Annotated in this window: 28 protein-coding genes and 2 tRNA genes; 14 read left to right on the top strand and 16 right to left on the bottom strand. The window is 67.3% G+C overall.

Going from position 1 to position 26,651, the window contains the following annotated elements; translation table 11 throughout:
- The first annotated feature begins 23 nt into the window (after positions 1 to 23).
- The gene (locus ABCU91_RS02885; RefSeq protein ID WP_413354722.1) at positions 24 to 260 is read left to right on the top strand and encodes a cell division protein CrgA; all 237 of its coding nucleotides are present in this window, start codon (positions 24 to 26) and stop codon (positions 258 to 260) included.
- A 72-nt stretch (positions 261 to 332) separates the two neighbouring features.
- Here ABCU91_RS02885 and ABCU91_RS02880 read toward each other — a convergent pair whose 3' ends face one another.
- Positions 333 to 1,208 (bottom strand): rhomboid family intramembrane serine protease, encoded by an 876-nt coding sequence (locus ABCU91_RS02880; protein ID WP_406923037.1) that lies wholly within the window; start codon positions 1,206 to 1,208, stop codon positions 333 to 335.
- Positions 1,209 to 1,215: 7 nt separating this feature from the next.
- On the bottom strand, positions 1,216 to 1,773 hold the full coding sequence (locus tag ABCU91_RS02875) for a peptidylprolyl isomerase (protein WP_091358068.1): 558 nt from the start codon (positions 1,771 to 1,773) through the stop codon (positions 1,216 to 1,218).
- Between the two features lie 100 nt (positions 1,774 to 1,873).
- On the opposite strand from ABCU91_RS02875, the gene ABCU91_RS02870 reads away from it, so the two are divergent.
- Both ABCU91_RS02870 and ABCU91_RS02865 read left to right on the top strand, forming a co-directional pair.
- The gene (locus ABCU91_RS02870; RefSeq protein WP_091358064.1) at positions 1,874 to 2,443 is read left to right on the top strand and encodes a DNA helicase; all 570 of its coding nucleotides are present in this window, start codon (positions 1,874 to 1,876) and stop codon (positions 2,441 to 2,443) included.
- Positions 2,436 to 2,933: an aminoacyl-tRNA deacylase gene (locus ABCU91_RS02865; RefSeq protein ID WP_413354721.1), complete on the top strand. Its 498-nt coding sequence runs from the start codon at positions 2,436 to 2,438 to the stop codon at positions 2,931 to 2,933. Before ABCU91_RS02870 ends, ABCU91_RS02865 begins: the two co-directional genes overlap by 8 nt.
- Positions 2,934 to 2,939: 6 nt before the next feature.
- On the opposite strand, the gene ABCU91_RS02860 is transcribed toward ABCU91_RS02865, so the two are convergent.
- The 3 genes from ABCU91_RS02860 to ABCU91_RS02850 all read right to left on the bottom strand — a co-directional run bounded on the left by ABCU91_RS02860 (position 2,940) and on the right by ABCU91_RS02850 (position 3,644).
- Complete coding sequence (locus ABCU91_RS02860; protein ID WP_406923040.1) at positions 2,940 to 3,359, bottom strand: NUDIX hydrolase; 420 nt, start codon at positions 3,357 to 3,359, stop codon at positions 2,940 to 2,942.
- A 124-nt stretch (positions 3,360 to 3,483) separates the two neighbouring features.
- Positions 3,484 to 3,556: transfer RNA gene (locus ABCU91_RS02855), tRNA-Ala, on the bottom strand.
- A gap of 14 nt (positions 3,557 to 3,570) precedes the next feature.
- Positions 3,571 to 3,644 (bottom strand) — tRNA-Ile (locus tag ABCU91_RS02850).
- 115 nt (positions 3,645 to 3,759) lie between these two features.
- On the opposite strand from ABCU91_RS02850, the gene ABCU91_RS02845 reads away from it, so the two are divergent.
- Positions 3,760 to 4,470 (top strand): VIT family protein, encoded by a 711-nt coding sequence (locus tag ABCU91_RS02845; protein ID WP_091359844.1) that lies wholly within the window; start codon positions 3,760 to 3,762, stop codon positions 4,468 to 4,470.
- A 21-nt stretch (positions 4,471 to 4,491) separates the two neighbouring features.
- Here ABCU91_RS02845 and ABCU91_RS02840 read toward each other — a convergent pair whose 3' ends face one another.
- The 7 genes from ABCU91_RS02840 to dnaA all read right to left on the bottom strand — a co-directional run bounded on the left by ABCU91_RS02840 (position 4,492) and on the right by dnaA (position 14,376).
- Positions 4,492 to 4,899, bottom strand: coding sequence for a DUF3566 domain-containing protein (locus tag ABCU91_RS02840; RefSeq protein ID WP_091358050.1), 408 nt, complete (start codon positions 4,897 to 4,899; stop codon positions 4,492 to 4,494).
- On the bottom strand, positions 4,896 to 7,454 hold the full coding sequence (gyrA, locus tag ABCU91_RS02835; RefSeq protein WP_413354720.1) for a DNA gyrase subunit A: 2,559 nt from the start codon (positions 7,452 to 7,454) through the stop codon (positions 4,896 to 4,898). Before gyrA ends, ABCU91_RS02840 begins: the two co-directional genes overlap by 4 nt.
- Before the next feature lie 54 nt (positions 7,455 to 7,508).
- Entirely contained in the window at positions 7,509 to 9,551 is a 2,043-nt protein-coding gene (gene gyrB / locus ABCU91_RS02830; protein WP_413354719.1) for a DNA topoisomerase (ATP-hydrolyzing) subunit B, read from the bottom strand.
- A gap of 124 nt (positions 9,552 to 9,675) precedes the next feature.
- The gene (locus ABCU91_RS02825) at positions 9,676 to 10,170 is read right to left on the bottom strand and encodes a DUF721 domain-containing protein (protein ID WP_413354718.1); all 495 of its coding nucleotides are present in this window, start codon (positions 10,168 to 10,170) and stop codon (positions 9,676 to 9,678) included.
- Complete coding sequence (gene recF / locus ABCU91_RS02820; protein WP_413354717.1) at positions 10,157 to 11,323, bottom strand: DNA replication/repair protein RecF; 1,167 nt, start codon at positions 11,321 to 11,323, stop codon at positions 10,157 to 10,159. Before recF ends, ABCU91_RS02825 begins: the two co-directional genes overlap by 14 nt.
- A gap of 54 nt (positions 11,324 to 11,377) precedes the next feature.
- Positions 11,378 to 12,520 (bottom strand): DNA polymerase III subunit beta, encoded by a 1,143-nt coding sequence (gene dnaN / locus ABCU91_RS02815; RefSeq protein ID WP_413354716.1) that lies wholly within the window; start codon positions 12,518 to 12,520, stop codon positions 11,378 to 11,380.
- A gap of 431 nt (positions 12,521 to 12,951) precedes the next feature.
- Positions 12,952 to 14,376 (bottom strand): chromosomal replication initiator protein DnaA, encoded by a 1,425-nt coding sequence (gene dnaA, locus ABCU91_RS02810; protein WP_406923044.1) that lies wholly within the window; start codon positions 14,374 to 14,376, stop codon positions 12,952 to 12,954.
- A 305-nt stretch (positions 14,377 to 14,681) separates the two neighbouring features.
- Between dnaA and rpmH the strand changes: the two genes are divergently transcribed.
- From rpmH to ABCU91_RS02760, 10 genes are all read left to right on the top strand, one after another.
- Positions 14,682 to 14,819, top strand: coding sequence for a 50S ribosomal protein L34 (gene rpmH / locus ABCU91_RS02805; protein WP_064002918.1), 138 nt, complete (start codon positions 14,682 to 14,684; stop codon positions 14,817 to 14,819).
- 9 nt (positions 14,820 to 14,828) lie between these two features.
- Positions 14,829 to 15,167, top strand: coding sequence for a ribonuclease P protein component (gene rnpA / locus ABCU91_RS02800; RefSeq protein WP_091358033.1), 339 nt, complete (start codon positions 14,829 to 14,831; stop codon positions 15,165 to 15,167).
- Between the two features lie 38 nt (positions 15,168 to 15,205).
- Positions 15,206 to 15,520, top strand: a complete 315-nt coding sequence (gene yidD / locus ABCU91_RS02795) for a membrane protein insertion efficiency factor YidD (RefSeq protein WP_231916615.1) — start codon at positions 15,206 to 15,208, stop codon at positions 15,518 to 15,520.
- 6 nt (positions 15,521 to 15,526) lie between these two features.
- On the top strand, positions 15,527 to 16,624 hold the full coding sequence (gene yidC / locus ABCU91_RS02790; protein ID WP_133399368.1) for a membrane protein insertase YidC: 1,098 nt from the start codon (positions 15,527 to 15,529) through the stop codon (positions 16,622 to 16,624).
- A 20-nt stretch (positions 16,625 to 16,644) separates the two neighbouring features.
- Complete coding sequence (locus ABCU91_RS02785) at positions 16,645 to 17,148, top strand: protein jag (protein ID WP_413354715.1); 504 nt, start codon at positions 16,645 to 16,647, stop codon at positions 17,146 to 17,148.
- On the top strand, positions 17,114 to 17,785 hold the full coding sequence (rsmG, locus tag ABCU91_RS02780) for a 16S rRNA (guanine(527)-N(7))-methyltransferase RsmG (protein WP_413354714.1): 672 nt from the start codon (positions 17,114 to 17,116) through the stop codon (positions 17,783 to 17,785). The genes ABCU91_RS02785 and rsmG overlap by 35 nt, the downstream gene beginning before the upstream one ends.
- 161 nt (positions 17,786 to 17,946) lie before the next feature.
- Positions 17,947 to 18,876 (top strand): ParA family protein, encoded by a 930-nt coding sequence (locus tag ABCU91_RS02775; protein ID WP_413354713.1) that lies wholly within the window; start codon positions 17,947 to 17,949, stop codon positions 18,874 to 18,876.
- Positions 18,876 to 19,856: a ParB/RepB/Spo0J family partition protein gene (locus ABCU91_RS02770; protein WP_406923047.1), complete on the top strand. Its 981-nt coding sequence runs from the start codon at positions 18,876 to 18,878 to the stop codon at positions 19,854 to 19,856. The genes ABCU91_RS02775 and ABCU91_RS02770 overlap by 1 nt, the downstream gene beginning before the upstream one ends.
- A 50-nt stretch (positions 19,857 to 19,906) precedes the next feature.
- Positions 19,907 to 20,242 (top strand): tryptophan synthase subunit alpha, encoded by a 336-nt coding sequence (locus tag ABCU91_RS02765; protein ID WP_413354712.1) that lies wholly within the window; start codon positions 19,907 to 19,909, stop codon positions 20,240 to 20,242.
- Positions 20,243 to 20,292: 50 nt separating this feature from the next.
- The gene (locus tag ABCU91_RS02760) at positions 20,293 to 21,363 is read left to right on the top strand and encodes a hypothetical protein (protein ID WP_413354711.1); all 1,071 of its coding nucleotides are present in this window, start codon (positions 20,293 to 20,295) and stop codon (positions 21,361 to 21,363) included.
- Between the two features lie 10 nt (positions 21,364 to 21,373).
- Here ABCU91_RS02760 and trxA read toward each other — a convergent pair whose 3' ends face one another.
- The 4 genes from trxA to ABCU91_RS02740 form a co-directional block, all read right to left on the bottom strand.
- Positions 21,374 to 21,697: a thioredoxin gene (gene trxA, locus ABCU91_RS02755; protein WP_018187790.1), complete on the bottom strand. Its 324-nt coding sequence runs from the start codon at positions 21,695 to 21,697 to the stop codon at positions 21,374 to 21,376.
- Between the two features lie 74 nt (positions 21,698 to 21,771).
- On the bottom strand, positions 21,772 to 22,764 hold the full coding sequence (gene trxB, locus ABCU91_RS02750; protein WP_413355363.1) for a thioredoxin-disulfide reductase: 993 nt from the start codon (positions 22,762 to 22,764) through the stop codon (positions 21,772 to 21,774).
- A 100-nt stretch (positions 22,765 to 22,864) separates the two neighbouring features.
- On the bottom strand, positions 22,865 to 24,481 hold the full coding sequence (gene murJ, locus ABCU91_RS02745) for a murein biosynthesis integral membrane protein MurJ (protein ID WP_413354710.1): 1,617 nt from the start codon (positions 24,479 to 24,481) through the stop codon (positions 22,865 to 22,867).
- Positions 24,481 to 26,583, bottom strand: coding sequence for a DUF6049 family protein (locus ABCU91_RS02740; RefSeq protein ID WP_413354709.1), 2,103 nt, complete (start codon positions 26,581 to 26,583; stop codon positions 24,481 to 24,483). Before ABCU91_RS02740 ends, murJ begins: the two co-directional genes overlap by 1 nt.
- Between the last annotated feature and the right edge of the window lie 68 nt (positions 26,584 to 26,651).

Below are 26,651 nucleotides of genomic sequence, written 5' to 3'. Positions count from 1 at the left end.
GGCTGGCAGGTAGACTTCTCGCCATGGCACGTGGAGACAAGGACGAGGACCGACTGGTCCAGCCCGAGGGCGAGGCCGCCCCCAACCCGGTCTGGTTCAAGCCGATCATGATCGGGCTGATGCTGATCGGACTCGTCTGGATCATCGTCTTCTACCTGAGCGGCCAGGCTTTCCCGATCCCGCAGATCGGTCCGTGGAACCTCGCGATCGGTTTCAGCATCGCGTTCATCGGGTTCCTGATGACCACGCGCTGGCGCTGAACCCGGGCATCCACCGACAGGAATTACACCGGTGTGATTCATCCCCAGCCTGGGGATGAATCTGTGGATAACTCAGAGATACAGCAGGGCGGGAACTGTCGCGGTCACCGCGACCAGGCCGACGCCCACCGCGACGAGCAGCGCTGCCTGCAGCGGCTGGCGCTTCTGCGCGCGCGTCCGCGAGAAGATGAATCCGATGAGCAGGCCCACGAGCCCGCCACCGATGTGGGATTGCCACGAGACGCCGGACCCTACGAACGAGAACACCAGGTTGATCCCGAGCAGGATCGCGATGGGCAGGATGTTCGCGCCGACGTGGCGGCCGATGATGAGCATCGCCGTGAGGAGGCCCCAGACCGCTCCCGAGGCGCCGACGACCGCGGATCCCGGTGCGATCAGAGCGACCAGGGCCGAGCCGCCGATCGCGCTCAGCACATAGAGCGCGATGAAGCGCACCTTGCCGAGCAGCGGTTCGAGGCTGCGGCCGAGCGCCCACAGGGCCAGCATGTTCAGGGCCACGTGGAAGGGGAGTGGCGTCGAGTGCACGAAGGCGACCGTCAGCATGCGCCACGGTTCGAACGGCGCAGCGCTCCCGGGAACCGCGTACGCGGGCGCGAACGCGAGCGCGTTCGTGACCACGCCGCCGACGACGGGGATCAGCTGCACGAGGTACATCGCGAGCGTGAAGATCATGATCGCGTAGGTGACGACAGGGCGGTCGCTGCGCATCTTGCGCGCGAAGCGCCCCGGCATCCGCTTCACCTCCGCCGACCGCGCCCCCTTCTGCTGCTCCGCCAAGCACTCCGGGCAGATGACGCCGACAGGAAGCGGCGTCTGGCACTCGGGGCAGATGGTGCGCAGGCATCGCTGGCAGAGCACGAAGCTCTGACGGTCAGGATGCCGGTAGCAGAAGTTGTCCGGATTGGTCCGGGGGTCGGCGGAGGTCACGAAGGGATCAGGCCTCGGCGATGTCGATCGAGGAGATGACGACGGGCTCGACCGGACGGTCCTGCGCACCGGTCGGGACGGCGCTGATCTTGTCCACGACGGCGCGCGACGCGTCGTCGGCGACCTCGCCGAAGATCGTGTGCTTGCCGTTGAGCCACGGAGTCGGGTCGGTCGTGATGAAGAACTGCGAGCCGTTGGTGCCCTCGGCCTTGCCGGTGATCGCGTTGCGGCGCAGGCCCGCGTTCGCCATGGCGAGCAGGTAGGGCTTGCCGAAGGTCAGCTCGGGGCTGATCTCGTCGTCGAAGTTGTAGCCCGGGCCGCCGATGCCCTGGCCGAGCGGGTCGCCGCCCTGGATCATGAAGCCGGGGATGATGCGGTGGAAGATGACGTCGGTGTAGAGGGGACCCTCGCCGGGCTTGCCCGTGGCGGGGTGCGTCCAGGCCTGGGATCCGTCGGCCAGACCCGTGAAGTTCTTGACGGTGCGCGGCGCCTGATCGCCGAACAGGTTGACGACGATGTCGCCGTGGGTGGTGTGCAGTGTTGCGACAGCGGAGTGAATCGGCATACTCATCATCCTCTCACTTGCAACCCCCCGCGCCGCCTGAATGCGTCTGGCAGTATGGACCCACTACGTCCCCGGATGAACCCCGAAAAGGGAGGGCCCCGTGAGCCTCAACCGCAAGACCAAGAAGGAACTCCGCAAGCTGCAGAAGCAGGCAGCGAACCTGTGGGAGTCGCAGCAGGTGCTCGTCGGTCAGGCCGGTGACGTCGCCCGTGAGGCGGGTCGCCAGCTCGGCAAGTACAACCACGACCACGTCGTTCCTGCCGCCAAGCACTCCTACGAGCGATACGCCGCTCCCTACGTCGACCGCGGCGTCGAGACGGGACGCAAGGTGCTCAACGGCGCCGTCGTTCCGGCTGCCGGTGCCGTCGTGGGAACCGCCCTCTCGGTGTGGGACGTCGCCAACGACCAGCGCCACCGCCTGTCGAAGGGCAAGGGCCTCGGCGGCTTCGACGCCGACTCGTTCCGCAAGAACGCCGCCAAGGCGGGCAAGAAGGCCACCAAGAAGCTGTCGGTTCCGCAGAAGAAGAAGGGGCTCGGCGCCGGTGGAGTCCTCGCCATCATCTTCGGCGTCGCCGCGACGGCCGGTGTGCTCTACGCCGCATGGCAGACGCTTCGCGCAGACGACGAGCTGTGGGTGGCGGACGACCCGCTGCGCGCGCCGGATGCCTGAATCCACGCCCGTACCGTCGGAGCGCGTCGCTGAAGCGGCGCGCTCCCGGTCTTTGTCGGTGCAGTTCGTCGCGCGTCCGGCGGCGGGGAGTCTCGAAGAGGCCGCGGAGCTCCTCGGGCTCACGGCATCCGACATCGTGAAGACCCTCGTCGTCAAACGCAGTGACGACACTTATCTGTTCGCCCTCATCCCCGGTGACCGGGCGATCTCGTGGCCGAAGCTCCGAGCCGTCGTGGGCGTGAACAAGCTGCGTCTCCCGGAGCCCGAGCTGGCGCTCGCTGCGACCGGCTACGAACGGGGAACGATCACGCCGATCGGCAGCACGACCGCCTGGCCGGTCTACGCCGACGCGAGCATCGTCGGCAAGCAGATCGCTATGGGAGCCGGCGCGCACGGCTTCAGCCTGTTCGTCGCCGCCGACGAACTCATTCGCTCCTACGATGCCGTCGTCGCGGACATCTCGCAGCCCATCGGCGAACGACGCGCCTGACGCGGGTCAGGCGATGAGCCCCGCCATCCGCATCGCCGTGTCGACCAACCCGACCCGGGTGAGCGTCGCGACCTCCCTCACGGGGAACCAGGCGGCCTCATCCGTCGAGCCCTCCTCCTCGTTCCGGAGCTCGCCACCGACGACGCGGGCTCGGTAGACGATGCGGAGGGCCTGGATAGGTCCACTGCCGTGGAACCGGTCCTTCTCGGCGATCACCTGGGAGTCGGTGCCGAGGATCCCGTCGAGTTCCACGTGAAACCCCGTCTCCTCGAGGACCTCCCGGACCGCGGCATCCATCGGATCCTCACCGGGATCCAGCCCTCCGCCGGGCATCGTCCACGCGGGTCGCGTGGGGCTGTTCCAATGGGCGAGCAGGATGCGGTCGTCTTCGACGATGACGGCGTAGGCAGCAACGCGGATGTCCACGCGTTCACCCTAGAGGATGGGCGGTCCAGGACGTGGTGACAGGCGACTGCTGGGACACGGGATCCCCGCCTCAGGCGCGAATGGAAGAAAGCCGGGATCCGTGGGGATTCCGGCTTTCTGACTGTGGAGCCTAGGAGATTCGAACTCCTGACATCCTGCTTGCAAAGCAGGCGCTCTACCAACTGAGCTAAGGCCCCCGGTGCGGTGACGGTGGGGCTACCAGGACTTGAACCTGGGACCTCTTCATTATCAGTGAAGCGCTCTAACCGCCTGAGCTATAGCCCCGTCGTTGCCGGCTCACGCCTGCAACCTCCAAGACTTTACCCGACGATGGCACTGTTTGACGAATCCGCGCGACCCGCGGGCCCGTCGCATGCCGCCGTTCTGGTTCACTGGGCTCATGAGCACGACCATGCACGCCGAGCCACAGGGCGCCGGCCTCGGACAGCGACTGAACTGGCTGCGCGCCGGAGTCCTCGGAGCGAACGACGGCATCGTCTCCGTCGCCGCTGTCGCGGTCGGCGTCGCCGGCGCGACGACGGACCTCGGGCCGATCATCACGGCCTCCTCCGCCGCGCTAGTCGGCGGGGCGATCTCGATGGCGCTCGGCGAGTACGTGTCGGTGAGCAGTCAGCGCGACACGGAACGCGCGCTGATCGAGAAGGAGAAGCGCGAGCTCGCCGAGATGCCGGAGCAGGAGCTCGCAGAGCTGACGGAGCTGTACCGCGAGAAGGGGCTGTCCGAAGAGACGGCGCGCAAGGTGGCCGAGGAGCTCACCGCCCACGACGCGCTGGGTGCTCACCTCGACATCGAGCTCGGCATCGACCCGGACGAACTCACGAGCCCGTGGCAGGCCGCTCTCTCGTCGGCGATCGCGTTCACGCTCGGCGCCCTACTGCCGTTCTTGGCGATCCTGCTGCCGCCCGCCGAATGGCGCGTTCCGACCACCTTCGCCGCTGTACTCGTCGCCCTCGCGCTGACGGGGACGATCTCGGCCCGCCTGGGCGGCGCCGGCAAGCGTCGCGCCGTCACCCGCCTGGTGGTCGGCGGGGCACTCGCCCTCGCCGTCACATGGGCGCTGGGTCTGCTGCTGGGCACCTCCGTCGTATGACGGGATGCCGCGGCATCCGACTCAGTTCGAGGTGAAGCCGACGAGCAGGCCTCCGGTGACCTTGACCATGAGGTTGTAGATGCCGGCCATGACCGCGCCCAGCACGGTCACGACGATCAGGTTGAGGATGGCGACGACAGCAGCGAACGCCATCACCTGGGGCAGGTTGATCACGGAACCGAGCGTGAACGAGTTCTCACCGTTGACCGCACCGAGCAACGCGTCGACCTGACCGATCAGGTTCGTCGAGCTGATCACGAGGTAGATCAGCAGCGTCGAGACGACCGTGACGATCGCCAGGGCGACCGCGGCCAGGAACGACAGCTTCACAGCCGACCAGAAGTCGACGTAGACGAGACGGAGGCGGACCTGCTTGGCGGTCGTCCGGCTCGATGACTTCTTGGCGAGTTTGTCGGCAACAGAGCTCATGCGTCACTCTCTTCGGTGGTCTCAGGAGCCGAGGCGGCTTCAGGATCGGCTGCGGCTTCGGCCAGTCCTCGTTCGCCGTTTCGGGCGATGGCGAGGATCCGGTCGTCGTCGTCGGGCCGGGCGAAGACCACGCCCATCGTGTCGCGGCCCTTGGCAGGCACCTCGGCAACGGCCGAGCGTACCACCTTGCCGCTGGCAAGAACCACGAGGACTTCGTCGTCCGCACTGACGATCAGACCGCCGGCGAGTTCGCCGCGATCGTCGTGCAGCTTGGCGACCTTGATGCCCAGACCGCCACGGCCCTGCACGCGGTACTGATCGACCGCCGTGCGCTTGGCATACCCGCCCTCGGTGACGACGAAGACGAATCCTTCGTCACGGACGACGGATGCCGAGAGCAGGCTGTCGCCGTCGCGGAAGGACATGCCCTTCACACCCTCGGTCGACCGCCCCATCGGACGCAGGGACTCATCGCTCGCCGTGAAGCGCAGCGACATGCCGAGCCGCGACACGAGCAGCAGGTCGTCGGTCGAGTCGACGAGCATCGCGCTGACGAGCTCGTCGCCGTTCTCCTCTTCCTGACCGCGCAGGCGGATCGCGATGATCCCGCCCTGGCGGTTGGTGTCGTACTCGGTGAGAGCCGTCTTCTTGATCTTGCCGTCGCGCGTGGCGAGGACGAGGTATTCGGCGGTGGCGTAGTCGCGGATGTCGAGGATCTGCGCGACGTCCTCACCGGGCTGCAGCGCCAAGAGATTCGCGACGTGCTGACCCTTTGCATCGCGCCCGCCCTCGGGAAGCTCGTAGCCCTTCGCGCGGTAGACGCGGCCCTTGGTCGTGAAGAACAGGAGCCAGTGGTGGGTCGTCGAGACGAAGAAGTGCTCGACGACGTCGTCGGCGCGCAGCTGCGCGCCCTTGACGCCCTTGCCGCCACGGTGCTGCGAGCGGTAGTTATCGCTGCGCGTGCGCTTGACGTACCCGTTGCGCGTGACGGTGACCACGATCTCCTCTTCGGGGATCAGGTCCTCCATCGACATGTCGCCGTCGTACCCGTGCAGGATATGCGTGCGACGCTCGTCGCCGAACTTCGCCACGATCTCGCCGAGTTCGTCGCCGATGATCGTGCTCTGCCGGTCGCGCGAGGCGAGGATGTCGTTGAGGTCGGCGATCTTGAGCTCGAGCTCGGTCGCCTCGTCGACGATCTTCTGGCGCTCGAGAGCCGCGAGGCGTCGCAGCTGCATCGTGAGGATCGCATCGGCCTGCGCGTCGTCGACGTCGAGGAGCGACTTCAGACCTTCGCGTGCCTCGTCGACCGTGGGGGAGCGGCGGATGAGCGCGATGACCTCGTCGAGCGCGTCGAGCGCCTTGAGGTAGCCGCGCAGGATGTGCATGCGCTTCTCGGCCTCGCGCAACCGGTACCGGGTGCGGCGGACGATGACCTCGAACTGGTGCGTCAGCCAGTAGCTGATGAAGCCGTCGATCGGCAGCGTGCGGGGCACGCCGTCGACGATCGCGAGCATGTTCGCGCCGAAGTTCTCCTGCAGCTGCGTGTGCTTGTACAGGTTGTTGAGGACGACCTTCGCGACGGCATCGCGCTTCAACACGATGACGAGTCGCTGACCCGTGCGGTCACTCGTCTCGTCGCGGATGTCGGCGATGCCGCTGAGCTTGCCCTCGCGCACGAGAGCCGTGATCTTCGCGGCGACGTTGTCGGGGTTGACCTGGTACGGGAGCTCCGTGATCACCAGGCAGGTGCGGTTCTGGATCTCCTCGACGTTCACGACGGCACGCATCGTGATCGAGCCGCGGCCGGTGCGGTACGCCTCGCGGATGCCCTTTGTGCCGAGGATCTGCGCACCGGTGGGGAAGTCGGGCCCGGGGATGCGTTCGATCAGCGCATCGAGGAGCTCTTCGCGGGAGGCATCCGGATTCTGCAGCGCCCACATGACACCGTCGGCCACCTCGCGGAGGTTGTGCGGTGGGATGTTCGTGGCCATACCGACGGCGATGCCGACCGAGCCGTTGACCAGGAGGTTCGGGAAACGCGAGGGGAGGACGACCGGCTCACGGGTCCGACCGTCGTAGTTGTCCTCGAAGTCGACGGTGTCCTCGTCGATGTCACGGACCATCTCGAGCGCGAGCTGCGCCATCTTCGTCTCGGTGTACCGGGGGGCGGCGGCGCCCATGTTGCCGGGGGAGCCGAAGTTGCCCTGCCCGTCAGCGAGCGGGTATCGGAGCGACCACGGCTGCACGAGGCGGACGAGGGCGTCGTAGATCGCGCTGTCACCGTGCGGGTGGTACTGGCCCATGACCTCGCCGACGACGCGAGCGCACTTCGAGTAGCTCTTGTCGGGACGGTATCCGCCGTCGTACATGCCGTAGATGACACGGCGGTGGACGGGCTTGAGGCCGTCCTCGACGCGCGGCAGCGCGCGACCCACGATCACGCTCATCGCGTAGTCGAGGTAGCTCCGTTGCATCTCGACCTGGAGGTCGACCTGGTCGATGTTGCCGTGCTGGTAGCCGGCGTTCGGGTCGGGACGCTCTTCGTCAGCCATGTTCTCTCAGTCTTCGTTCGTCGTCGTCGGAATGCCGGGGCGGATGCGGTGGACTCAGATGTCCAGGAACCGCACGTCCTTGGCGTTGCGCTGGATGAACCCGCGCCGCGCCTCGACGTCCTCGCCCATCAGCACGGAGAAGATCTCGTCGGCCGCGGCGGCGTCGTCGATGGTCACCTGACGCAGCGTGCGCGTCTCGGGGTCCATCGTCGTCTCCCACAGCTCCTTGGCGTTCATCTCGCCCAGACCCTTGTAGCGCTGCACACCGTTGTCCTTCGGGATGCGGCGGCCCGCGGATGCGCCCTCGCGCAGCAGCGCGTCGCGCTCGGCGTCGCTGTACACGTACTCGTGCGGAGCGTTCGACCACTTGAGGCGGTAGAGCGGCGGCTGCGCGAGGTACACGTAACCGGCCTCGACGAGCCCGCGCATGTAGCGGAACAGCAGTGTCAGCAGGAGCGTCGTGATGTGCTGGCCGTCGACGTCGGCATCCGCCATCAGGACGACCTTGTGGTACCGGGCCTTCTCGATGTCGAAGTCCGGTCCGATGCCGGCGCCGAACGCCTGGATCATCGCCTGGATCTCGGCGTTTCCGAGCGCCCGGTCGAGCCGCGCCTTCTCGACGTTGAGGATCTTGCCGCGCAGCGACAGGATCGCCTGCCGCTCCGGGTCACGACCGGAGACGGCCGACCCACCGGCGGAGTCGCCCTCCACGAGGAAGATCTCGCTGATCGACGGGTCCTTGCTCGTGCAGTCCTTGAGCTTCTCGGGCATGGATGCCGACTCGAAGACGCTCTTGCGACGGGCGGTCTCGCGCGCCTTGCGCGCGGCCATGCGTGCAGTCGCGGCCTCGATGGCCTTCGTGATGATGAGCTTGGCCTGCTGCGGGTTGCGGTCGAGCCAGTCCATGAGCTGGTCGCCGACGACCTTCTGGACGAAGGCCTTCGCCTCGGTGTTGCCGAGCTTGGTCTTCGTCTGACCCTCGAACTGCGGTTCGGACAGCTTCACCGAGATGACGGCGGTGAGGCCCTCGCGGATGTCCTCGCCCGCGAGGTTCTCGTCCTTGTCCTTCAGGAGGCCTTTCTCCTTCGCGTAGCGGTTGATGTACATCGTCATCGCCGCGCGGAAGCCCTCTTCGTGGGTGCCGCCCTCGTGGGTGTTGATCGTGTTCGCGAAGGTGAAGACGTTCTCGGTGTAGCCCGAGGTCCACTGCATCGCGAGCTCGAGCGAGATGTGACGGACCGTGTCCTCGGACTCGATCTCGATGATCTCCTCGTTGATGACCTCGGCCTTGCGGACCTTGTTGAGGTACTCGACGTAGTCGACGAGGCCGCGCTCGTAGAGGAAGTCGTCGTGGCGCTGGGCCGTCTCCGACCCGCCCTCGGGGAGATCCACGACGTCGATCGCCTCGGGCCGCTCGTCGGTCAGGGTGATGCGCAGCCCCTTGTTGAGGAACGCCGTCTGCTGGAACCGGGTGCGCAGCGTGTTGTAGTCGAACTCGGTCGTCTCGAAGATCGACCCGTCGGGCCAGAACGTGATGGTCGTCCCGGTCTTGTCGCTCTCCTCGCCCTTGGCAAGCGGTGCCTGCGGCTTGCCGCCGTCGGAGAAGGTCTGACGCCACACGTGTCCCTGACGTGCGATCTCGACCTCGAAGCGCGTCGACAGCGCGTTGACCACCGACGAGCCGACGCCGTGGAGACCACCCGACACGGCGTAGCCGCCGCCGCCGAACTTGCCGCCGGCGTGGAGCACCGTGAGAACGACCTCGACGGTCGACTTGCTGGGGTCGGACGAATGCGGGTCGACGGGGATGCCGCGACCGTTGTCGACCACGCGGAGTCCGCCGTCCTCGAGGATCGTCACGTGGATCGTGTCGCAGTACCCCGCGAGAGCCTCGTCGACGGAGTTGTCGACGATCTCGTACACGAGGTGGTGGAGGCCGCGCTCACCGGTGGAACCGATGTACATGCCGGGCCGCTTGCGAACCGCTTCGAGACCCTCCAGGACCTGGATCTCAGAGGCGCCGTATTCGGCGGGAATCCGGGGCTCGGCGGGAGTTTCGGGGTCTTCGGGAACGGTGTCGGGGGTTTCTGACGTCATCGGTTTCGTGCGCTCCACATCCATCGTTCAGGCCTTCCTCCCAGTCTATCGGAAAGGGGGCGCTATGAGCGGCTGAACGGCGCTGTGAGCGCGTGAAAGCTTCTCGGAGGGTGCGGGACGTGCCTCACCCGTAGGTATCGCGAGGGCCCCGCCCTGGAACGGCTCTGGGGCCCCATTTCCATGAGGGGACGTCCGGGCCCACGAAACGGACCGATTCGACGCCGGCTTCGGGGAACCGTCGGATGAGCTCCGTCACGATCGTCGCGCGCATGAGGTGCAGGTTCTTCGCCCACGCGGTCGAATCGCACTGGACGGTGAGCACACCGTCACTCAGCGCGACGGGATCGGCGTGACGCGCCGTCTCCTCGCCGGCGACCTCGGCCCACTTGAGAACGAGGTCTTCCTTCGCGAGTTGCACGTCCCACCCCGACTGACGAGTCAGGTCGGCGAGCAGATCGCCCATCCCCTTCGGGTCGCGCCCCGACGTGAACGGCTGGTTCTCGTCGTCGTCGTTCCGCCGCCGCTTGCGACGCTTCTTGGCCGCCGAGGGCTCGAGACCGCGCAGTCGCAGGTAGGTGGAGACCGTCTCGGGGATGCCGTCGGCGTCAGACATCGGCATCCGTCACGATCGTGCCCGCCTCGACCCGGACGGTCCGGACGCGGAGCGCCTCGGGGACGTCACCCTCAACGGCGGCGGTGACGATGACCTGTTCGAAGTCCGCGACGACCCCCGCCAGACGTGTCCGACGATCGGCGTCGAGTTCGGCGAAGACGTCGTCGAGGATGACGATCGGGTCACCGAGTCGCAACTGGTCGCGCAGGAGCTGCGCCGACGACAATCGCAGCGACAGCGCGGTCGACCACGACTCGCCGTGCGACGCGTATCCCTTCACGGGGAGCCCGCGGAGCCGGAGGAGCAGATCATCCCGGTGCGGCCCGACGAGGGTCACACCGCGCTCGAGTTCCTGCGCGCGTTTCGCGGCGAGACCGGCGCGGAAGGATGCCGCGATCGCGTCCGCTCCGATCGCCGAACCCGTCTGCGTCACGGCAGCGCCGTCGTCCTCGGGGTCGGCACCCGCCACGGTCAGCATCCATTCGAGCTGCGGGTCGTGGTCGGCGCCGGCGATCGCCTCGTAGGCGTCGCGCATCGGCTGCGCGAGATCCTCCGCCAGACGGAGCCGCGCCAGGATGATCTCGGTCCCGAGCGAGACGAGCTTGTCGTCCCAGACGTCGAGGGTCGTGAGCTGCTCGGCTTTGAGGCTCCGGGCCCGCGCCGATTTCAGCAGGGCGGTGCGCTGCTTGAGCACGCGGTCGTAGTCGGCCAGCACGCCGGTCATGCGGGGGGAGCGCTGCACGAGCAGCTGATCGGCGAACCGCCGGCGCGACGACGGATCGCCGCGGACGATCTGCAGGTCCTCCGGCGCGAAGAGCACCACCTGTGCGTAACGCGGGAGTTCCGAGGTCCGTACCGGCGAGCCGTTGACCCGCGCCTTGTTCGACCCCGACCGGTTGAGCTGCGCCTCGAGCTGGATGCGCCGGTCGCCGTAACCGAGTCGCGCGCGGACGAAGGCGGCATCCGCTCCGTAACGGACCATCGGCGCGTCCTGTGAGACGCGGTGCGAGCCGAGCGTTGCGAAGTAGCCGATCGCCTCGGCGAGATTCGTCTTCCCCTGACCGTTCCGGCCGACGAAGACGTTCGGACCGGCGACGAGACTCACATCGGCCGACGCGTAGTTGCGGAAGTCGACGAGACTCAGATGCTCCACGATCACCAGATCACCCTCCTTCGAGGCACCGACACGCCTCGAGGTGGACGGACGACGGGGTCAGCGCAGCAGGAGATTCGGCTGCAGCAGGTACTTGAAGCTCTCGGGCGTGCCCGAGGTCTGCGGCGTGATGAGAACCGGGCTGAGCTTGTTCGCATTCTCGCTCGAAGTGAACGTCACACGAGTGAACTCGCTCTTGACCGCGCCGAGTGCCTCGACCAAGTACTGCGGGTTCAGACCCAGCGTGACCTCGTCGCCAGCGAGCGTCGCGTCGACCGATTCGGTCGCGCGAGCCTGCTCGGTGCCCGCGGCATCCATCGACACGCCCTCGTCCGAGAACGTGAACCGCAGCGGCGCGGAACGGTCGAGCACGAGCGACACGCGGCGGACCGCTTCGGCGAGCTCAGCGGTGTTGACGACGGCGTAGTGCTCGGTCTGCGCCGGGAAGAGGCGCCGGACCGGGGGGAAGTTGCCCTTGATGAGCAGCGACGTGACGGTCTTGTTGCCCGCGGTGAACGCGATGATCTCGCGGTCACCCGATCCCGAGAACGACACCTGGATATCGCCGGCGTGGGCGAACGTCTTGCCGACCTCGGTCAGGGTGCGAGCGGGAACCAGCGCCGTGGTCGCCTCTTCGCGGGCGACGGCGCCGCTGTCGAAGTTGATCTCACGGAGAGCGACCCGGTAGCGGTCCGTGGCGACGAGGCTGAGCTCGTTCCCGGTGACCTCGAGCTGGACGCCGGTGAGCACGGGGGTGACGTCGTCACGGGATGCCGCGAACGCGACCTGCGCGATGGCCGTCGAGAAGTCGTCGCCCGGGACGAGGCCCGAATCCCCCGAGACTTCGGGGATCGCCGGGTACTCGGCGACCGGCATGGCGGCGAGGGTGAAGCGCGCAGACCCACAGGTCAGAAGGATCTCGCCGTCGGCGTCCTGCGTGATCTGGATGGGAGCGTTCGGCAGCCGGCTGGCGATCTCGGAGAGGAGCCGGCCGTGCACGAGGATCGTGCCCGGTTCGTCGACGGTCGCGTCGATGCGGGTGCGAGCGGATGCCTCGTAGTCGAATGCGGCCAGCGACAGACCGTCGTCGGTCGCTTCGATGAGCACGCCGGCGAGGATCGGCTGGGGGTTCCGCTGCGGGAGCAGCTTCACCACGAACGACACGGCTTCGCTGAATACGTCGCGGTTGACGTGGAACTTCACGGATGCTCCCTTGACGGCGAGATGGGCCCTCTCATGCTAGTGCCCATGTCGAGCCGGTCCGGAAGCGTCTCTGCGCGGATCGAGCGGAGCCGGATCTCACCCCTCGGTGTGATCGGACCGGGTTCTCATCAGATAGTTCTCTGTCTTCTTGTTAACAGTTGTGGAAACTGTGGATAAGTCGGTGGATCCCAGTCGTCGAGCCGGAACCACATCTGTGTAACTTGTGCACGGGCTGCGGAAACTCGCGGGACAACGGGGGCGTCGACGACGTCGTGTTGAGACCGTCATCCACAGGTTGCCGCCGTTCGTTCACATCTGAGGGCCGTCGCCGCACAGTTATCCACAGGCTTTCCACACTGTGGGAAACCGCATTGTGGGGGTGAGTCCGGGAGCGTGTCAAGTACGCCCGGACGCTCGGGCGTGTGCGTCCGTCAGCGGCCGGAGCGACCCAGCTGCGACGTGATCTCCGACACCTGGTTGTAGATCGAGCGACGCTCCTTCATGAGTTCGCTGATCTTCTTGTAGGCGTACATGACCGTCGTGTGATCGCGGTTACCGAAGAGCTGACCGATCTTCGGCAGGGACAGACTCGTCCGCTCTCGGCACAGGTACATCGCGATCTGTCGAGCGGTCGCGACCGACTGCGACCGGCTCGATCCGTAGAGGTCGTCGACCGTGAGGCGGAAGTACTGGGCCGTCGCGGAGATGATGTCGGTCGGCGAGATGACGTTGGCGTCGTCCTGGTCCACGATGTCGCGGAGCACGGTCTGCGCGAGCGAGATGTCGAGGTTCGACCGGTTGAGGCTCGCGAAAGCCGAGACGCGGATGAGCGCGCCCTCGAGCTCCCGGATGTTGCTCGAGACCTTGGTGGCGATGTATTCGAGGACCTCGTCCGGCACCTGGAGTCGCTCCGACTGGGCCTTCTTGCGCAGGATAGCGATACGGGTCTCGAGGTCGGGGGCCTGCACATCGGTGATGAGGCCCCACTCGAAGCGGCTCCGCATCCGGTCCTCGAAGCCGGTGAGGTGCCGGGGCGGGACATCGCTCGTGATCACGACCTGCTTGTCGTGGTCGTGCAGCTGATTGAAGGTGTGGAAGAAGGCCTCCTGGGTCTCGGCGCGACCCTGGAGGAACTGGATGTCGTCGATCAGCAGGATGTCGACGTCGCGGTAGCGCGCCTGAAACGCCGACGCCCGGTTGTTGACGATCGAGTTGATGAAGTCGTTCGTGAATTCCTCGCTCGACACGTACCGCACTTTGATGCCCGTGTAGAGGTTGATCGCGTAATCGCCGATCGCGTGCAGGAGGTGGGTCTTGCCGAGGCCGGAGTCGCCGTAGATGAACAGCGGGTTGTACGCCTTGGCCGGAGCTTCCGCGACGGCGACGGCCGCGGCGTGTGCGAAGCGGTTGGACTGACCGATGACGAAGTTGTCGAAGGTGTACTTCGGGTTCAGTCGGGTGTCGTTGCGGGATGCCGGTGCCGCCTGCTCGCTGTAGTCCTCGGCGTTCGGGCGGATCGGGGCCGTGGGCGTCGGTGCGAGGGCGGACTGCACGGGGACGGGCGCGGTGAGGTGGGTGTCGCCGAGTTCGGGGTTCACCACGACGCGGAACGTGCTGGCGGCCGGCTCGGCATCGACCTGCGCGAGGGCCTCCATGATCGGGCCGCGCAGGCGCTTGTTGAACTGCCCGGCGGTCAGGTCATTGGGAACGTCGAGATACAGGGTGCCGCTCATGACGCCTTGTGCGACGGCGAGGTTCACGAACCCGTGCAGCTGCGGAGTGACGCGGTCGTCGTGAGCGAGGACGTCGAGCACAGCGGTCCAGACGGGGACATCTGGAAGTTCGTGCTCGGACATGACCCTCCTGGGGTGTGGACAATGGTGTGTACGGGACTGTGCACAACCTGTGGATAAGTGTCCGGATCACGCTATACATCTGGGCAGCGCAAGGCAAAACCCACTGTAGAACCGGCCCGCGTGTCGTCGCCAGCGGCGTTCGACCACCGGTGGATAATGGCCGGTCGGTGTGACGAGTTTGGGATCTCAGGAATCTCGACGTATCCTAGGTCGGTTGACTTGCGCCTTTTCGGCGTGGGTCCCCCATGTACCTGTGTCCCCGGTCTCGAGCGTTCGGGTGACCCCGCCTTTCCGGAGTGATCTTCATGAGCAAGCGCACGTTCCAGCCCAACAACCGCCGCCGCGCCAAGAAGCACGGCTTCCGCGCCCGCATGCGCACCCGCGCCGGCCGCGCCATCCTTTCGGCTCGTCGCTCCAAGGGGCGCACCGAGCTCTCGGCCTGACGCCACACGGTGCTGGCGCGCGGGAATCGCATCACCCGCGGGGCGGACTACCGTTCCGTCGTCCGCGGAGGTTCTCGCTGTGCGGCAGCGCACACCGTGACCCATGTGGTCAGCACTTCTGAGCAGCGCCCCCCACGCTTCGGCTTCATCGTGAGCAAGCGCGTGGGGGGCGCTGTCGTGCGCAATACCGTGAGGCGACGCTTGAAGGCGATCTGCGCGGAAGCCCTCGACGGCGTCCGTCCCGGGGCCGACGTGGTGATCCGCGTGCTGCCGTCTGCGGCATCCGCCGACTACGCGGCGCTGCGCACCGAGGTCGTGCGATGCCTCGAACGGAAGGCCGCCGCGTGAGCTCCGCACCTCTCCCCTCGTACACGCGAGGAGAAGCGGTGGTGGATGCCGCAGCACTGCCGGCATCCCTCGTCCTTCTCCCCCGCAACGCGGTGATCGGTCTCCTGCACGGATACCGCGCCACCATCTCCCAGACGTACGGCGACGTCTGCAAGTACTATCCCTCGTGTTCGGCCTATGCGCTCGGCGCGGTGCAGCAGCACGGCGTGATCAAAGGGTCGGCACTCGCAGCCGCCCGCCTCGCACGATGCCACCCGTGGGCAGCGGGCGGCATCGACGATGTCCCCGCCCACACGCATTTCCGGCACGACCTGACTTCGCACGGCTTCGTCGTGCCCCGCAGAAAGGACTGATCCTTGGTGGATCTCTTCGCCGCCGCGGCGACCCTGCCGCCGCTTCCGAACCCGACGACCCCGAAACCGGGTGGCACGGACTTCTTCAGCGTCATCCTGTGGCCGTTCAAGTTCGTCGTCGAGGCGATCCTCGTCTTCTGGCACTGGATCTTCACATCCATCGGTTTGCAGCCGGATGCCGGTCTGACCTGGGTTTTGTCCATCATCGGTCTCGTCATCGTGGTGCGTGCCGCGCTGATCCCGCTGTTCGTGCGGCAGATCAAGAGCCAGCGCAAGATGATGGAGCTCGCGCCCGAGATGCGCAAGATCCAGGAGCGCTACCGCGGCAAGCGCGACCAGCTCTCTCGCGAGGCCATGAGCCGCGAGACCATGGCGATGTACAAGAAGCACGGCACGACGCCGCTGTCGAGTTGTCTTCCGCTTCTGGTGCAGATGCCGATCCTCCTCGGCATGTTCTACACGCTCAGCGAGGTCAAACGGCACGCGGAGTGGGGCGTCGGTGGCACCGGCCTTCTCAATGCCACGCTGACGCGCGAGTTCTACAACGCTGAGCTCTTCGGTGTCGCGCCGCTGCACGTCAACATGATCGACGCGATCAACACGAATCAGACCGCAACGGTCGTGATCCTCGTGATCCTCGTCATCCTGATGATCCTGTCGCAGTTCTTCACGCAGCTGCAGATCATCTCGAAGAACCTGTCCCCCGAGGCCAAGACCGGCCAGGCGTACCAGATGCAGCGCATCATGCTCTACGTCCTCCCCCTCGCCTTCATCTTCTCGGGTGTGTTCTTCCCCCTCGGCGTGGTCATGTACTGGTTCACGTCGAACATCTGGACCATGGTCCAGCAGTTCATCGTCATCCGGAACCTGCCGACCCCCGGCTCTGAGGCCGCAAAGGCGCGCGAAGAGCGTCTCGCGAAGAAGGGCAAGGCGCTCGACGCCACCGGCAAGGTCATCCCGATGGCAAAGTACGAGGCCGAGCAGCAGCGTCTGCTCGAAGAGGCGGAGCGTGCGAAGGCGGCCGCGCCGAAGCGTCAGCAGCCGGTGGGCAAGAACCGCGCCAAGAAGCAGGCTCAGAAGGGCAAGCAGGACAGCTCGTCCTGACGAGGACTGAAGGATTCACGATGACCACGACTGACAACACCGCCGGCTCTCGCCCCGCGCCCACCGTCGACGAGCTCGAGCAGGAAGGCGACATCGCGGCCGACTTCGTCGAGGGGATCCTCGACATCGCCGACATCGATGGCGACCTGACGCTCGACGTGCGTGCGGGTCGCGCGTACGTCTCGGTCGAGAACGAGCAGGCCGGTGCGCTGTCGCTGCTGGCCGATCCCGACACGGTGCAGGCGCTACAGGAACTTACCCGGATCGCTGTGCAGACGAAGACGGGACGCTTCTCGCGTCTGATCCTGGACGTCGGTGGATCCCGTGACGCCCGTCGAGGCCAGCTGCAGAAGCTCGTGGAGCGAGCCCTCGAGCGCCTCGACGACGGTGCCTCGCAGGCATCCCTCCCGCCGATGTCCAGCTACGAGCGGAAGCTCGTGCACGACATCGCCGCAGAACACGGCCTGGTGTCCGAGTCCTACGGCGAAGGTGCGGACCGCCACACGGTTCTCCGCCGTGGGTGATGTTTCACGTGAAACACCCGAGGCTGAACCGGATGCCGCGGCATCCGTCTTCGGCGATCGGGTTGATCTCGCGCGTCGGTTCACCGCAGCACTGATCGCGCAGGGCGAGGAACGCGGGCTCATCGGTCCGCTGGAACTCCCCCGCATCTGGACGCGCCACATTTTGAACAGCGGCGTCGCGGCTCCGTTGTTCACCGCAGGATCTCGCGTCGGCGACATCGGATCCGGCGCGGGTCTGCCCGGCCTCGTCCTCGCGATCGCGCGGCCCGACGTGCGCTGGGTGCTCATCGAGCCGATGGAGCGGCGCATCGCCTGGTTGACTGAGCAGGCCGACGCGCTGGAGCTCGATAACGTCGAGATCGTCCGGGCGCGCGGCGAGGACTGGGTGGAAGGTCCCGTCCTGGACGCGGTCACGGCGCGTGCGGTCAGTGCATTCCGCACGCTCATCCCGATCACCGCGCCGCTCGTTCGGAACGGCGGGGAATTGATTCTGCTCAAGGGCGCGAACGCGGCGAACGAGATAACGGCAGCAGAGAAGATCATCCGCAAGTTTCGGTTGTCGGATGTCCGCGTCGAGCCCATCGGTGACGGCCTCGTCGAGGAGCCGACTCGGGTGATCCGCGCTACCGTGCGCTGACGCAAGTGATGTTTCACGTGAAACAGTGCCGCACAGATAGCACGGTCGATGTTTCACGTGAAACACGCGCCACGCACGTTTCACGTGAAACATAGGCTCATCCACTGACGGGGGAGGCCTCGACTACAGTGGAATAGTCCTCGACACGACAGGAGTACCAGGTGCCGGATTCGGAGAACACCACCTCTCCCGCACCCTTCTCTTTCGACGACAGTCCGATCGCCCGCGAGTTGGCGAATCTGACGTCGCGCCGGAAGGCATTGGCGGCGATCGAGGTCGAGTTCGACGGCACGACGCGCGTGCTCACCGTGTCGAACCAGAAGGGCGGCGTGGGTAAGACCACGACGACCGTGAATCTGGCCGCTGGCCTCGCATCGGTCGGTGCCCGTGTGCTGGTGATCGATCTGGATCCGCAGGGAAATGCGTCGACGGCCCTCGGGATCCCTCACAGCGCTGACGTGGCCAGCATCTACGACGTGATCATCGACGATGAGCCGCTCGCGGATGTCATCCAGACCAGCCCGGAATCCCCGAATCTGCTGTGCGCCCCCTCGACCATCAACTTGGCGGGCGCTGAGATCGAGTTGGTCTCCAAGGTCGCCCGCGAGCATCGCCTGCGAACGGCCCTGGACACGTATCTGAGTGAGAACCATGTCGACTTCGTCTTCATCGACTGCCCTCCGTCACTCGGACTCCTCACCATCAACGCCTTCACAGCCGCGACCGAGGTCCTGATCCCGATCCAGTGCGAGTACTACGCGCTCGAGGGCCTCAGCCAGTTGCTCGGCAGTGTCTCGATGATCCAGAAGCACCTCAACCCCGCGCTGCACCTGTCGACGATCCTGTTGACGATGTACGACGGCCGCACCCGTCTCGCGCAGCAGGTGGCAGACGAGGTGCGCGAACACTTCCCGGAACGGGTCTTGAAGACAGTCATCCCGCGATCGGTCCGCGTCTCCGAGGCCCCGAGCTTCGGACAGACGGTCATCGCCTACGACGCACAATCCGCCGGCGCCGTCGCCTATCGCGAAGCCGCGGTAGAGATCGCGCGCCGCGGTAACGAGCAGACAACAGAAGAAGGAGCCGGCTGATGGCCAAGCGAACCGGACTGGGCCGAGGCATCGGCGCCCTCATTCCCACCCAGGACTCCTCGGAAGCGCGTCCCGTGGACGTGTTCTTCCCGGGTGCATCCTTGCCGGAGTCGAAGAGCGACGGATCCGAGCAGCAGTCGGATGCCGCTACAGAGGCCGACGCGGATCTGGTCGCCGTTCCCGGGACCCGGCTCATCGAGGTCGATCCGAACGCCATCGTTCCGAACCCCCGCCAGCCGCGCACGAACTTCGATGCGGATGATCTTGCCGAGCTCGTGCACAGCGTTCGTGAGTTCGGCGTCCTGCAGCCGGTCGTGGTTCGACGCAACGAGGACGGAGAGTACGAGCTCATCATGGGTGAGCGTCGTACCCGTGCGGCTCGGGAGGCAGGCCTCACGGCGATTCCCGCCGTGCTGCGCGAGACCGAGGACGAGAACCTCCTGCGCGACGCGCTGCTCGAGAACCTCCACCGGTCACAGCTGAACCCGCTCGAAGAGGCGTCGGCGTATCAGCAGCTCCTCGAGGACTTCGGGATCACCCAGGAGGAGCTCGCGACGCGCATCGGCCGGTCGCGTCCGCAGATCAGCAACACGATCCGTCTCCTGCGCCTGCCCGTCCCGGTGCAGCAGCGGGTGGCGGCGGGAGTGCTGAGCGCCGGCCACGCTCGCGCGATCCTCTCGGTCGATGACGTCGACACGATGCAGCGGCTCGCCGACAAGATCGTGAACGAGGACCTGTCGGTGCGCGCTGCCGAGGCTGCCGCGAAGACCATCGGGAACCGCGTCCGGCCACTTCCGAAGGCGGGGACGCGCCGTGCCCACCTCGACGACGTCGCCGAGCGGCTGGGGGACCGGCTCAACACGAAGGTGAAGATCGCACTGACGGCACGGAAAGGCCAGATCACGATCGATTTCGCCACGATCCAGGATCTGAATCGAATTCTCGGTGAGCTCGGCGAAACCGAGTTCGGCACGTCCTGATCGTGAGTGCCTCGGGCCCTGGGCACAGGGTGCGAGCGTAGGCTTGGAGAGTGAGTGATCGTCCCAATCTCCCTCGACGGGCCAGTCTCGAGGTCCTGCGTGCGGAGGCATCGGATGAACTCTCGGTCCTGGTCGAGGAACGCGTCCGCGACGGGGAAGATCCCTGGGCCTTCATGGAGGACCTCCCGACTGTTGACGAGCTCGTCGTGCTGACCCTTCGTGCCGAGAACATCGCTGCCGACGGCAGGCAGCGCCCGACCGAGGCTCGCAACTACCGCGTTCTGCGTCAGATCGCACTCGACTACCCGGCTCTGAGCGCCGCGGTGTGGCGCCTTCTCGGCAGCGAGCCGCACCGAACCTGGAACGTGTCCATCCGCGCCTCCTGAATGTTCCACGTGAAACATTCACGTTCACCCGAGCGCGCTACGGTCGGGACGTGTCCAGATCGATTCTGATCGCCGATCTCGATGTCCGCGGAGGGCGGGATCTGACACACGAGCGCATCGCGACATCCCTCTCCGCACGCGGCGTGCCCGCGGTCACCGCACCGGAGGACGGTCGGATCCTCGTCCGTGTCGCCGTGGATGCCGGGGGCCGGCTCATCACCACGGATGACGGAGGGCGACTCGTGCCTGCAGATCCGTCGCCGATCGTCGCCGCACTCGCGGAGGAGTGGCAAGCCGATCTGCGGCTCGAACGAGGCTCGTTGGTGCTGGCGGCATCCGCTCGCCGACCGGGATCGGGCGACTCCTCGCGCGTCGCACCGTCGGTGGCGACGCCCTCTCGCATCCTCGTCGTGGGTGGCATCGTGCCGATCGATCCGGAGCGGCGACGGGGGCTCGCGGCGCAGCTCGAGTGCTCGCTCAGCGTTGTGCCGGCACGGGACATGCACCTGGTGCAGACGCACGGCGATGCGCACATGGACTGGCCGCCCGCGCAGCGCCCCGTCGTGAGGCTGTCCCTGGAGGGTGGGGCGCTCATCGTCGAGGTCTACAGCCGGATCGCGCTCGACGACGAGCCACCGGAAGGACGCTGGGCGATGCGCGGCATCCCGGATCTCACTGTCTCGTGGCGGGCGGATTGGCAGGGTGTCCTGACGGGAACGGATGTGATCGCCGACGTGCAGCGGGTGCTGGCTCGCGCCGACCTCTCGTCGAGCACGCTCCGCGGGCCGCGGGATCCGCAGGCGGCACTGGCCGAGTGGGGGACGGATGCCGCGGCGCTCGACGCGTTGCGGGATCACCCGAATGACGATGCTCTGCTCGACGCCGTCGTCGCGACCCTGAGCCTGCCGCGACAGACGGTGCAGCTCCTGCGGGGGAGGATCACCGTCGACGATCTGCCCGGCTCACAGCACATCGAGCGCACCAGCATCCGACGCGCGGTCTGGGATCAGACCCATCCCACTCGGCCGTCCCTCTGGACGCGGCTGGTGCGGCGCCTTCGCGGCCACGGAGCCGGAAACGACGAAGGACCCGGCGACCGGGGTCGCGCGGGTCCTTCGTGAAGCGGAGGTCTCAGCCGATGTAGTCGGCGAGGTCCTGCTGAAGGGCGAACTTCGGCTTCGCACCGATGATCGTCTTCTCGACCTCACCCTTGTTGAAGACCTTCATCGCCGGGATCGACGTGATCTGGTACTGCATGGCGAGCTGCGGGTTCTCGTCGACGTTGAGCTTCAGAACCGTGATCTTCTCGGGGTTCTCGGTCTGGATCTCGTCGAGGATGGGCCCGACCATGCGACAGGGTCCGCACCACTCGGCCCAGAAGTCCACCAGAACGGGGCCTTCGGCGTCGATGACGTCCTGCTGCCAGGTGCTCTCGCTCGTTGCCTTGGCGGTCATATGTCTGTCTCCTTTGGGGTCGACACGATCGTGTCAGGTGTGAAAACGCGGCGGATGCCGGAATTGTTCCGCGGTCAGGCGGCGTCGGCCTCGGCGTCGGGACGGTCGTCGATGACGGCGGCATCCTCGGCCGGTGCCCCCGCGTCGCCGCGCGCGGCGAGGTAGTGCTCGAGGTCGAGGGCGGCGACCGTGCCGCTGCCGGCGGCGGTGACCGCCTGGCGGTAGGTCGGGTCGATGACGTCGCCGGCAGCGAAGACACCGGCGACCGAGGTCTTCGAGGTGCGACCGTCGACCCAGACCGTTCCGTGCTCGGTGAGGTCGAGGACGTTGTGCACGAGGTGGGTCCGCGGGTCGTAGCCGATGGCGACGAACACGCCGTCCAGGGCCAGGTCGCGCTCGGACCCGTCGACGGTGTCGCGGAGGCGGACGCCGGTCACGGCATCCTCACCCAGCACGTCGATGACCTCGCTGTTCCAGACGAATTCGATCTTCTCGTTCGCCTTGGCCCGGTCCTGCATGATTTTGGAGGCGCGGAGCTCGTCACGGCGGTGGATGACATACACCTTCGACGCGAACTTGGTGAGGAACGTCGCCTCTTCCATCGCCGAGTCGCCGCCGCCGACGACGGCGATGACCTTCTCGCGGAAGAAGAAGCCGTCGCACGTCGCGCAGTAGGAGACGCCGCGACCCGAGAGGCGGGTCTCGCCCTCGATGCCGATCTTGCGGGGAGCGGAGCCGGTGGCGAAGACGATCGCCTCGGCCTCGTGGGTCTCGCCTCGGCCGAGCGTGACCGTCTTGGTGTCGCCCGAGACGTCCAGCGAGACGACGTCGTCGTAGACGACCTCGGCGCCGAACTTCTCGGCCTGCTCCTGCATCTTGGCCATGAGGTCGGGACCCATGACGCCCTCGGGGAACCCGGGGAAGTTCTCGACCTCGGTGGTGTTCATCAGCTCACCGCCGGCCTCGACCGAACTCGCCACCACGAGCGGCGACAGGTTCGCGCGGGCTGCGTAGATGGCCGCGGTGTACCCCGCGGGGCCCGAGCCGATGATGATGACCTTGCGCACGATGAATCCCTTCTCCATCGGGGCGAAATTCCTCGCCCCGACACGTCCAACCAATGCTAGCCGCGTGGCATTCCACGTCGCCTGGGGACGCGCGTTCGTGTCAGCGGCCGGGCAGGAAGCGGCGGAGCGCACGGCCGGCCGTGGCGAGCTCGGGAGTGCGGAACGCGGCGAGGATGGCGGCGTACACAGCCAGGGTGACACCGCCGATGAGGGCGGCGCCGAGGAAGCCCGTGAGCCCGTTCGTGGTGGTCCACCCCGGGACACCGCCGGCCCAGAGGAAGACGCCGACGCCGGCCGCCGCCGCAGGAATCGCCGCGAGTGCGAACCGTATGACGGCGCGGGCGGCGCCGCTCAGGCCGAGCGGACCGATCTTGCGCCGGAGAAGCGTGATGGCAAGGGAGAACTGGACGATGTTCGCCACGGACTGCCCGAGCGCGATCGCGACGGCCAGCCAGGCGAGCGGAAGCAGGTCGGCACCGACGAGAGCGCTGGCGATCAGCGCGGACGCGACGACGAGGACCGCCTGCACGAGGGTGTAGACGAACGGGGTGCGGGTGTCCTTCAAGGCGTAGAAGGTGCGCTGCAGGCCGAATTGGAACGACAGGGGGAGCAGTGCGACGAGGTAGGCGCCGAGGACGGCGGCGAAGGCGACGGCGTTGTCAGGACTGTCGGTGAAGATCCGCGACAACGGCACGATCGCCGCGACGATGGCCGCGAGGACGCCGACCATGAAGATCCCGACGGTGCGGGTCAGCGACGCGAGATCCTGGGTCACCTGGTCGGTGCGACCCTCCGCGACGTGTTCGCTGAGACGTGTGTAGTACGGCGTCCCCAGGGACAGCACGATGACCGAGAACGGCAGCATGAACAGCAGCCACGCGAACTGCAGGCTCGCATTCGCAGCGCCCGTGCCGGACGCCGCGCCGACGATGTTGACCTGGAAGACGCCCGCGATCTGGCCGACGACGACCATCAGGAAGGTCCAGCCGGCGAGGCGACCGATGTCGCCGAGTCCGAGGCCGCGCCACCGGAAGTCGGGTCGGACACGCAGACCGGCGCGACGCCAGAAGAACAGCAGGATGACGGCTTGCAGGACGATCCCGGCCGTGGCGGTTCCGCCGAGCACCGCGACCATGCCGGGCGTCCAGCCGGTGACCTCGGTGTGCGGGCCGAACATCCAGATGAACGCACCGAAGCCGAGGATCGAGACGACGTTGTTCACGATCGGGGACCACGCGTACGGACCGAAGACGCGGTTCGCGTTCAGGATCTCGCCGACGAGCGCGTAGAGACCGTAGAAGAGCACCTGCGGGATGCACCAGTAGGCCAGGGCGAGCGTCAACGCCTGCTTCTCAGGTGCGAACCTGCCGCCGTAGAGAAGGATCAGCACGGGGGCGGCGATCACCGCGATGACCGTGACGACGGTCATGACGACCATCCCGAGCGTCAGGAGCTTGGAGACGAAGGCATCGCCCCGGTCGTCATGCGTGCGGACCGCCTTCACGATCTGAGGCACGATGACGCCCGCGAGCAGGCCCGACGAGATCAGGTTGAACACCGTGTTGGGGAGCGCGTTGGCGACCGCGAACGCATCCGCGGCACCGCCGGCGACGACGGGGAGCGCCGCAGCGAGAACGATGTTGCGGATCAGACCAGTCAGCCGGGACGCCATGGTCCCGGCGGCGACGGTGGCGCTCGCGCGGCCGAGGCCGGCCATCAGGCGTCCACCGGCATCCGTCGACGACGCCGGATCGTGCGGACGACGCCGAAGACGAGGAGGACGCTGACGAGGACGGTGAGGACGACGACGGCGACCGATTCCCACTCCGCACGCACCGAGACCTGGACGGTTTCACGTGGACCGATGTCGAGACCGGCGGGTGTCCGCAGCTGCAGGCCGACGGACGACTCCCCGCTGCCGACGAGTGCTGAGACGGGGACGGCGACACGGCTGGTCTGCTGCGCTCCGATGCTCACCTCGGTCGTGGACTCGATCACGAGGCGCGCGTCACCGGGCGTCGCGAGGAGATTCACGCGCGCCGGCCACGGCAGGTCGTTGCGCACCGTGAACACGAGCGGAGCGGACGAGCCCGCGAGAGTGATCGGACCGCCGAGGACGAGCGCCACCCCATCGGTCCAGGTGTCGATGCGGTCGCGTTGCGCCTGGACCGCGGCATCCCATCCTTCGCGATCGTCGAGCCACGCGTTGCCGAGGAGCTGCAGCTCGGTCGCGCGTTCGGACGAGGCGAGCAGGTCGGGGTCCTCCAGCACACCGGCGATCAGGCGGAGACCGGGCTGGGCGTCGCGGAACTCGTCGATCATCGCGATGCGGTCCTCGTCGGGGGCGATAGAGGTGAGCCGGACGGTGGCGGGCCTGTCGGCGAGCAGGCCGCCGAGGTCGGTCGTCGTCCACCCGGGCAATGCCGTCGCGGCCTGGATCGCGTCGCGGAGTTCGGATTCGGAGCGGCCGTTCGCGCGGTCCACCGTGACCAGCAGAGGGCCGGCGGGGCTGCTGAGCGTCGCTCGCGCCGTGTACTCGGCGAGGGCGTTGTCGCGCGCGGTGTCGTCGGCCGAGGTCGACGCCTGCTCGAGGAGGGCCGACAGGTCCCGGTCGTAGACGAGGAGGTCAGCGCCGTCGGCGCTGGCGTGAGCCGCGGCATCCGTGCGGACGACGGAACTCGGAAGCAGGGTCACCGGCGTGTCGGTCGTCCCGGTGAGGGCGCCGAGGACCGTCGCCGTCTCGGCACCGGCCGTGCCCGTCGCCGGCCAGAAGACCGCGTCGCGGTCCGCGCCGACGTCGAGCAGCTCGTCGAGCGTCGGGACCGTGACCGCACCGGGCGTCGGCGTCGGTTCCGGAGTCGCGCCTCCCGCGGCAGCCCCGGCGGCGGCGAAGTTCGCGGCATCGAGATACGCCGCGTACGAGGCCAGCTGGGTCGGCGCGGTCGCGCCGGCGCCGACCTGCGCGGCGAGATCGGCGTCGCCGTATTGCAGGGCGAACCGGTCGTTGGGCAGCGACATCAGCTCGTCGAGCCACGAGACGGCGTCGGCGGGAGCGGCGGAGCCGAGCGCGCGGATCGATGCGGTGATCGCCGGGTCGATCGCGAGGATCGCATCGGTGCCGGCGACCGCGTTCAGCTGGCCGCGCAGATCGCCGTCGTCCGCGGTCAGCGCTCTGAGCGTGTCCGCGCTCAGAGACCCGCTCGACTGCGGGCCGGCGGTGATCGGGACGACGACGCCGACCTGCGTCGCCGGTTCGCCGGTGCGCGGGACGACGACGACGGTCCGGGCCCGGACGGTCTCGTCGCCGGTGCGGTAGACGACGCGCGCGGGGTAGACCCCGGGATCCTTGTCGTCGAAGATCTCGTCGTCGGTGTCGACGGAGACCGACTCGGATGCCGATTGCTCCGCTGCGATCTCGGGCACAGAAGTCTCGCCGACCTCGTCGAAGGGGACCGCCGCGGCGCCGCTGTCGAGCCAGGAGCTGAGGGCGCCACCGGTGGTCAGCGGCCGGGTTCCGAGCTCGAAGGTCGCGTCGCCCGCGGTGAGGGCATCGGTGCCCGGATTGTCGGCTGTGACGGTCAGGGTGAGGGAACCGGATGCCGGGAGGATGCCGTTGTTCGTCGGCGCGAGCACCGCGGTCGGCGGCTGCTCCTCGCCGGAGTCCTCGACGGCGGCGAAGGCGAGCGGCGCGGGGGCGCTCAACGCGAGGGCGGCGGTCGCTGCGGTCGCCGCGCGGAGCCAACGGGATCGGCGCGGCGGACGTCGGCCCGGAACAGGCGAGATGAAGGTCATGAAGAGGTCGATTCCTGTGCGATCCATGACCGCACCATCGGGAGCGATTCTAGGGTCACCGCCCTGCGGAGCCCCTGATTGGGCGCGAGGGCCGG

This window comes from Microbacterium phoenicis, assembly GCF_047302325.1.
Classification (GTDB): domain Bacteria; phylum Actinomycetota; class Actinomycetes; order Actinomycetales; family Microbacteriaceae; genus Microbacterium.
This window is presented reverse-complemented; position numbering and strand designations above follow the sequence as displayed.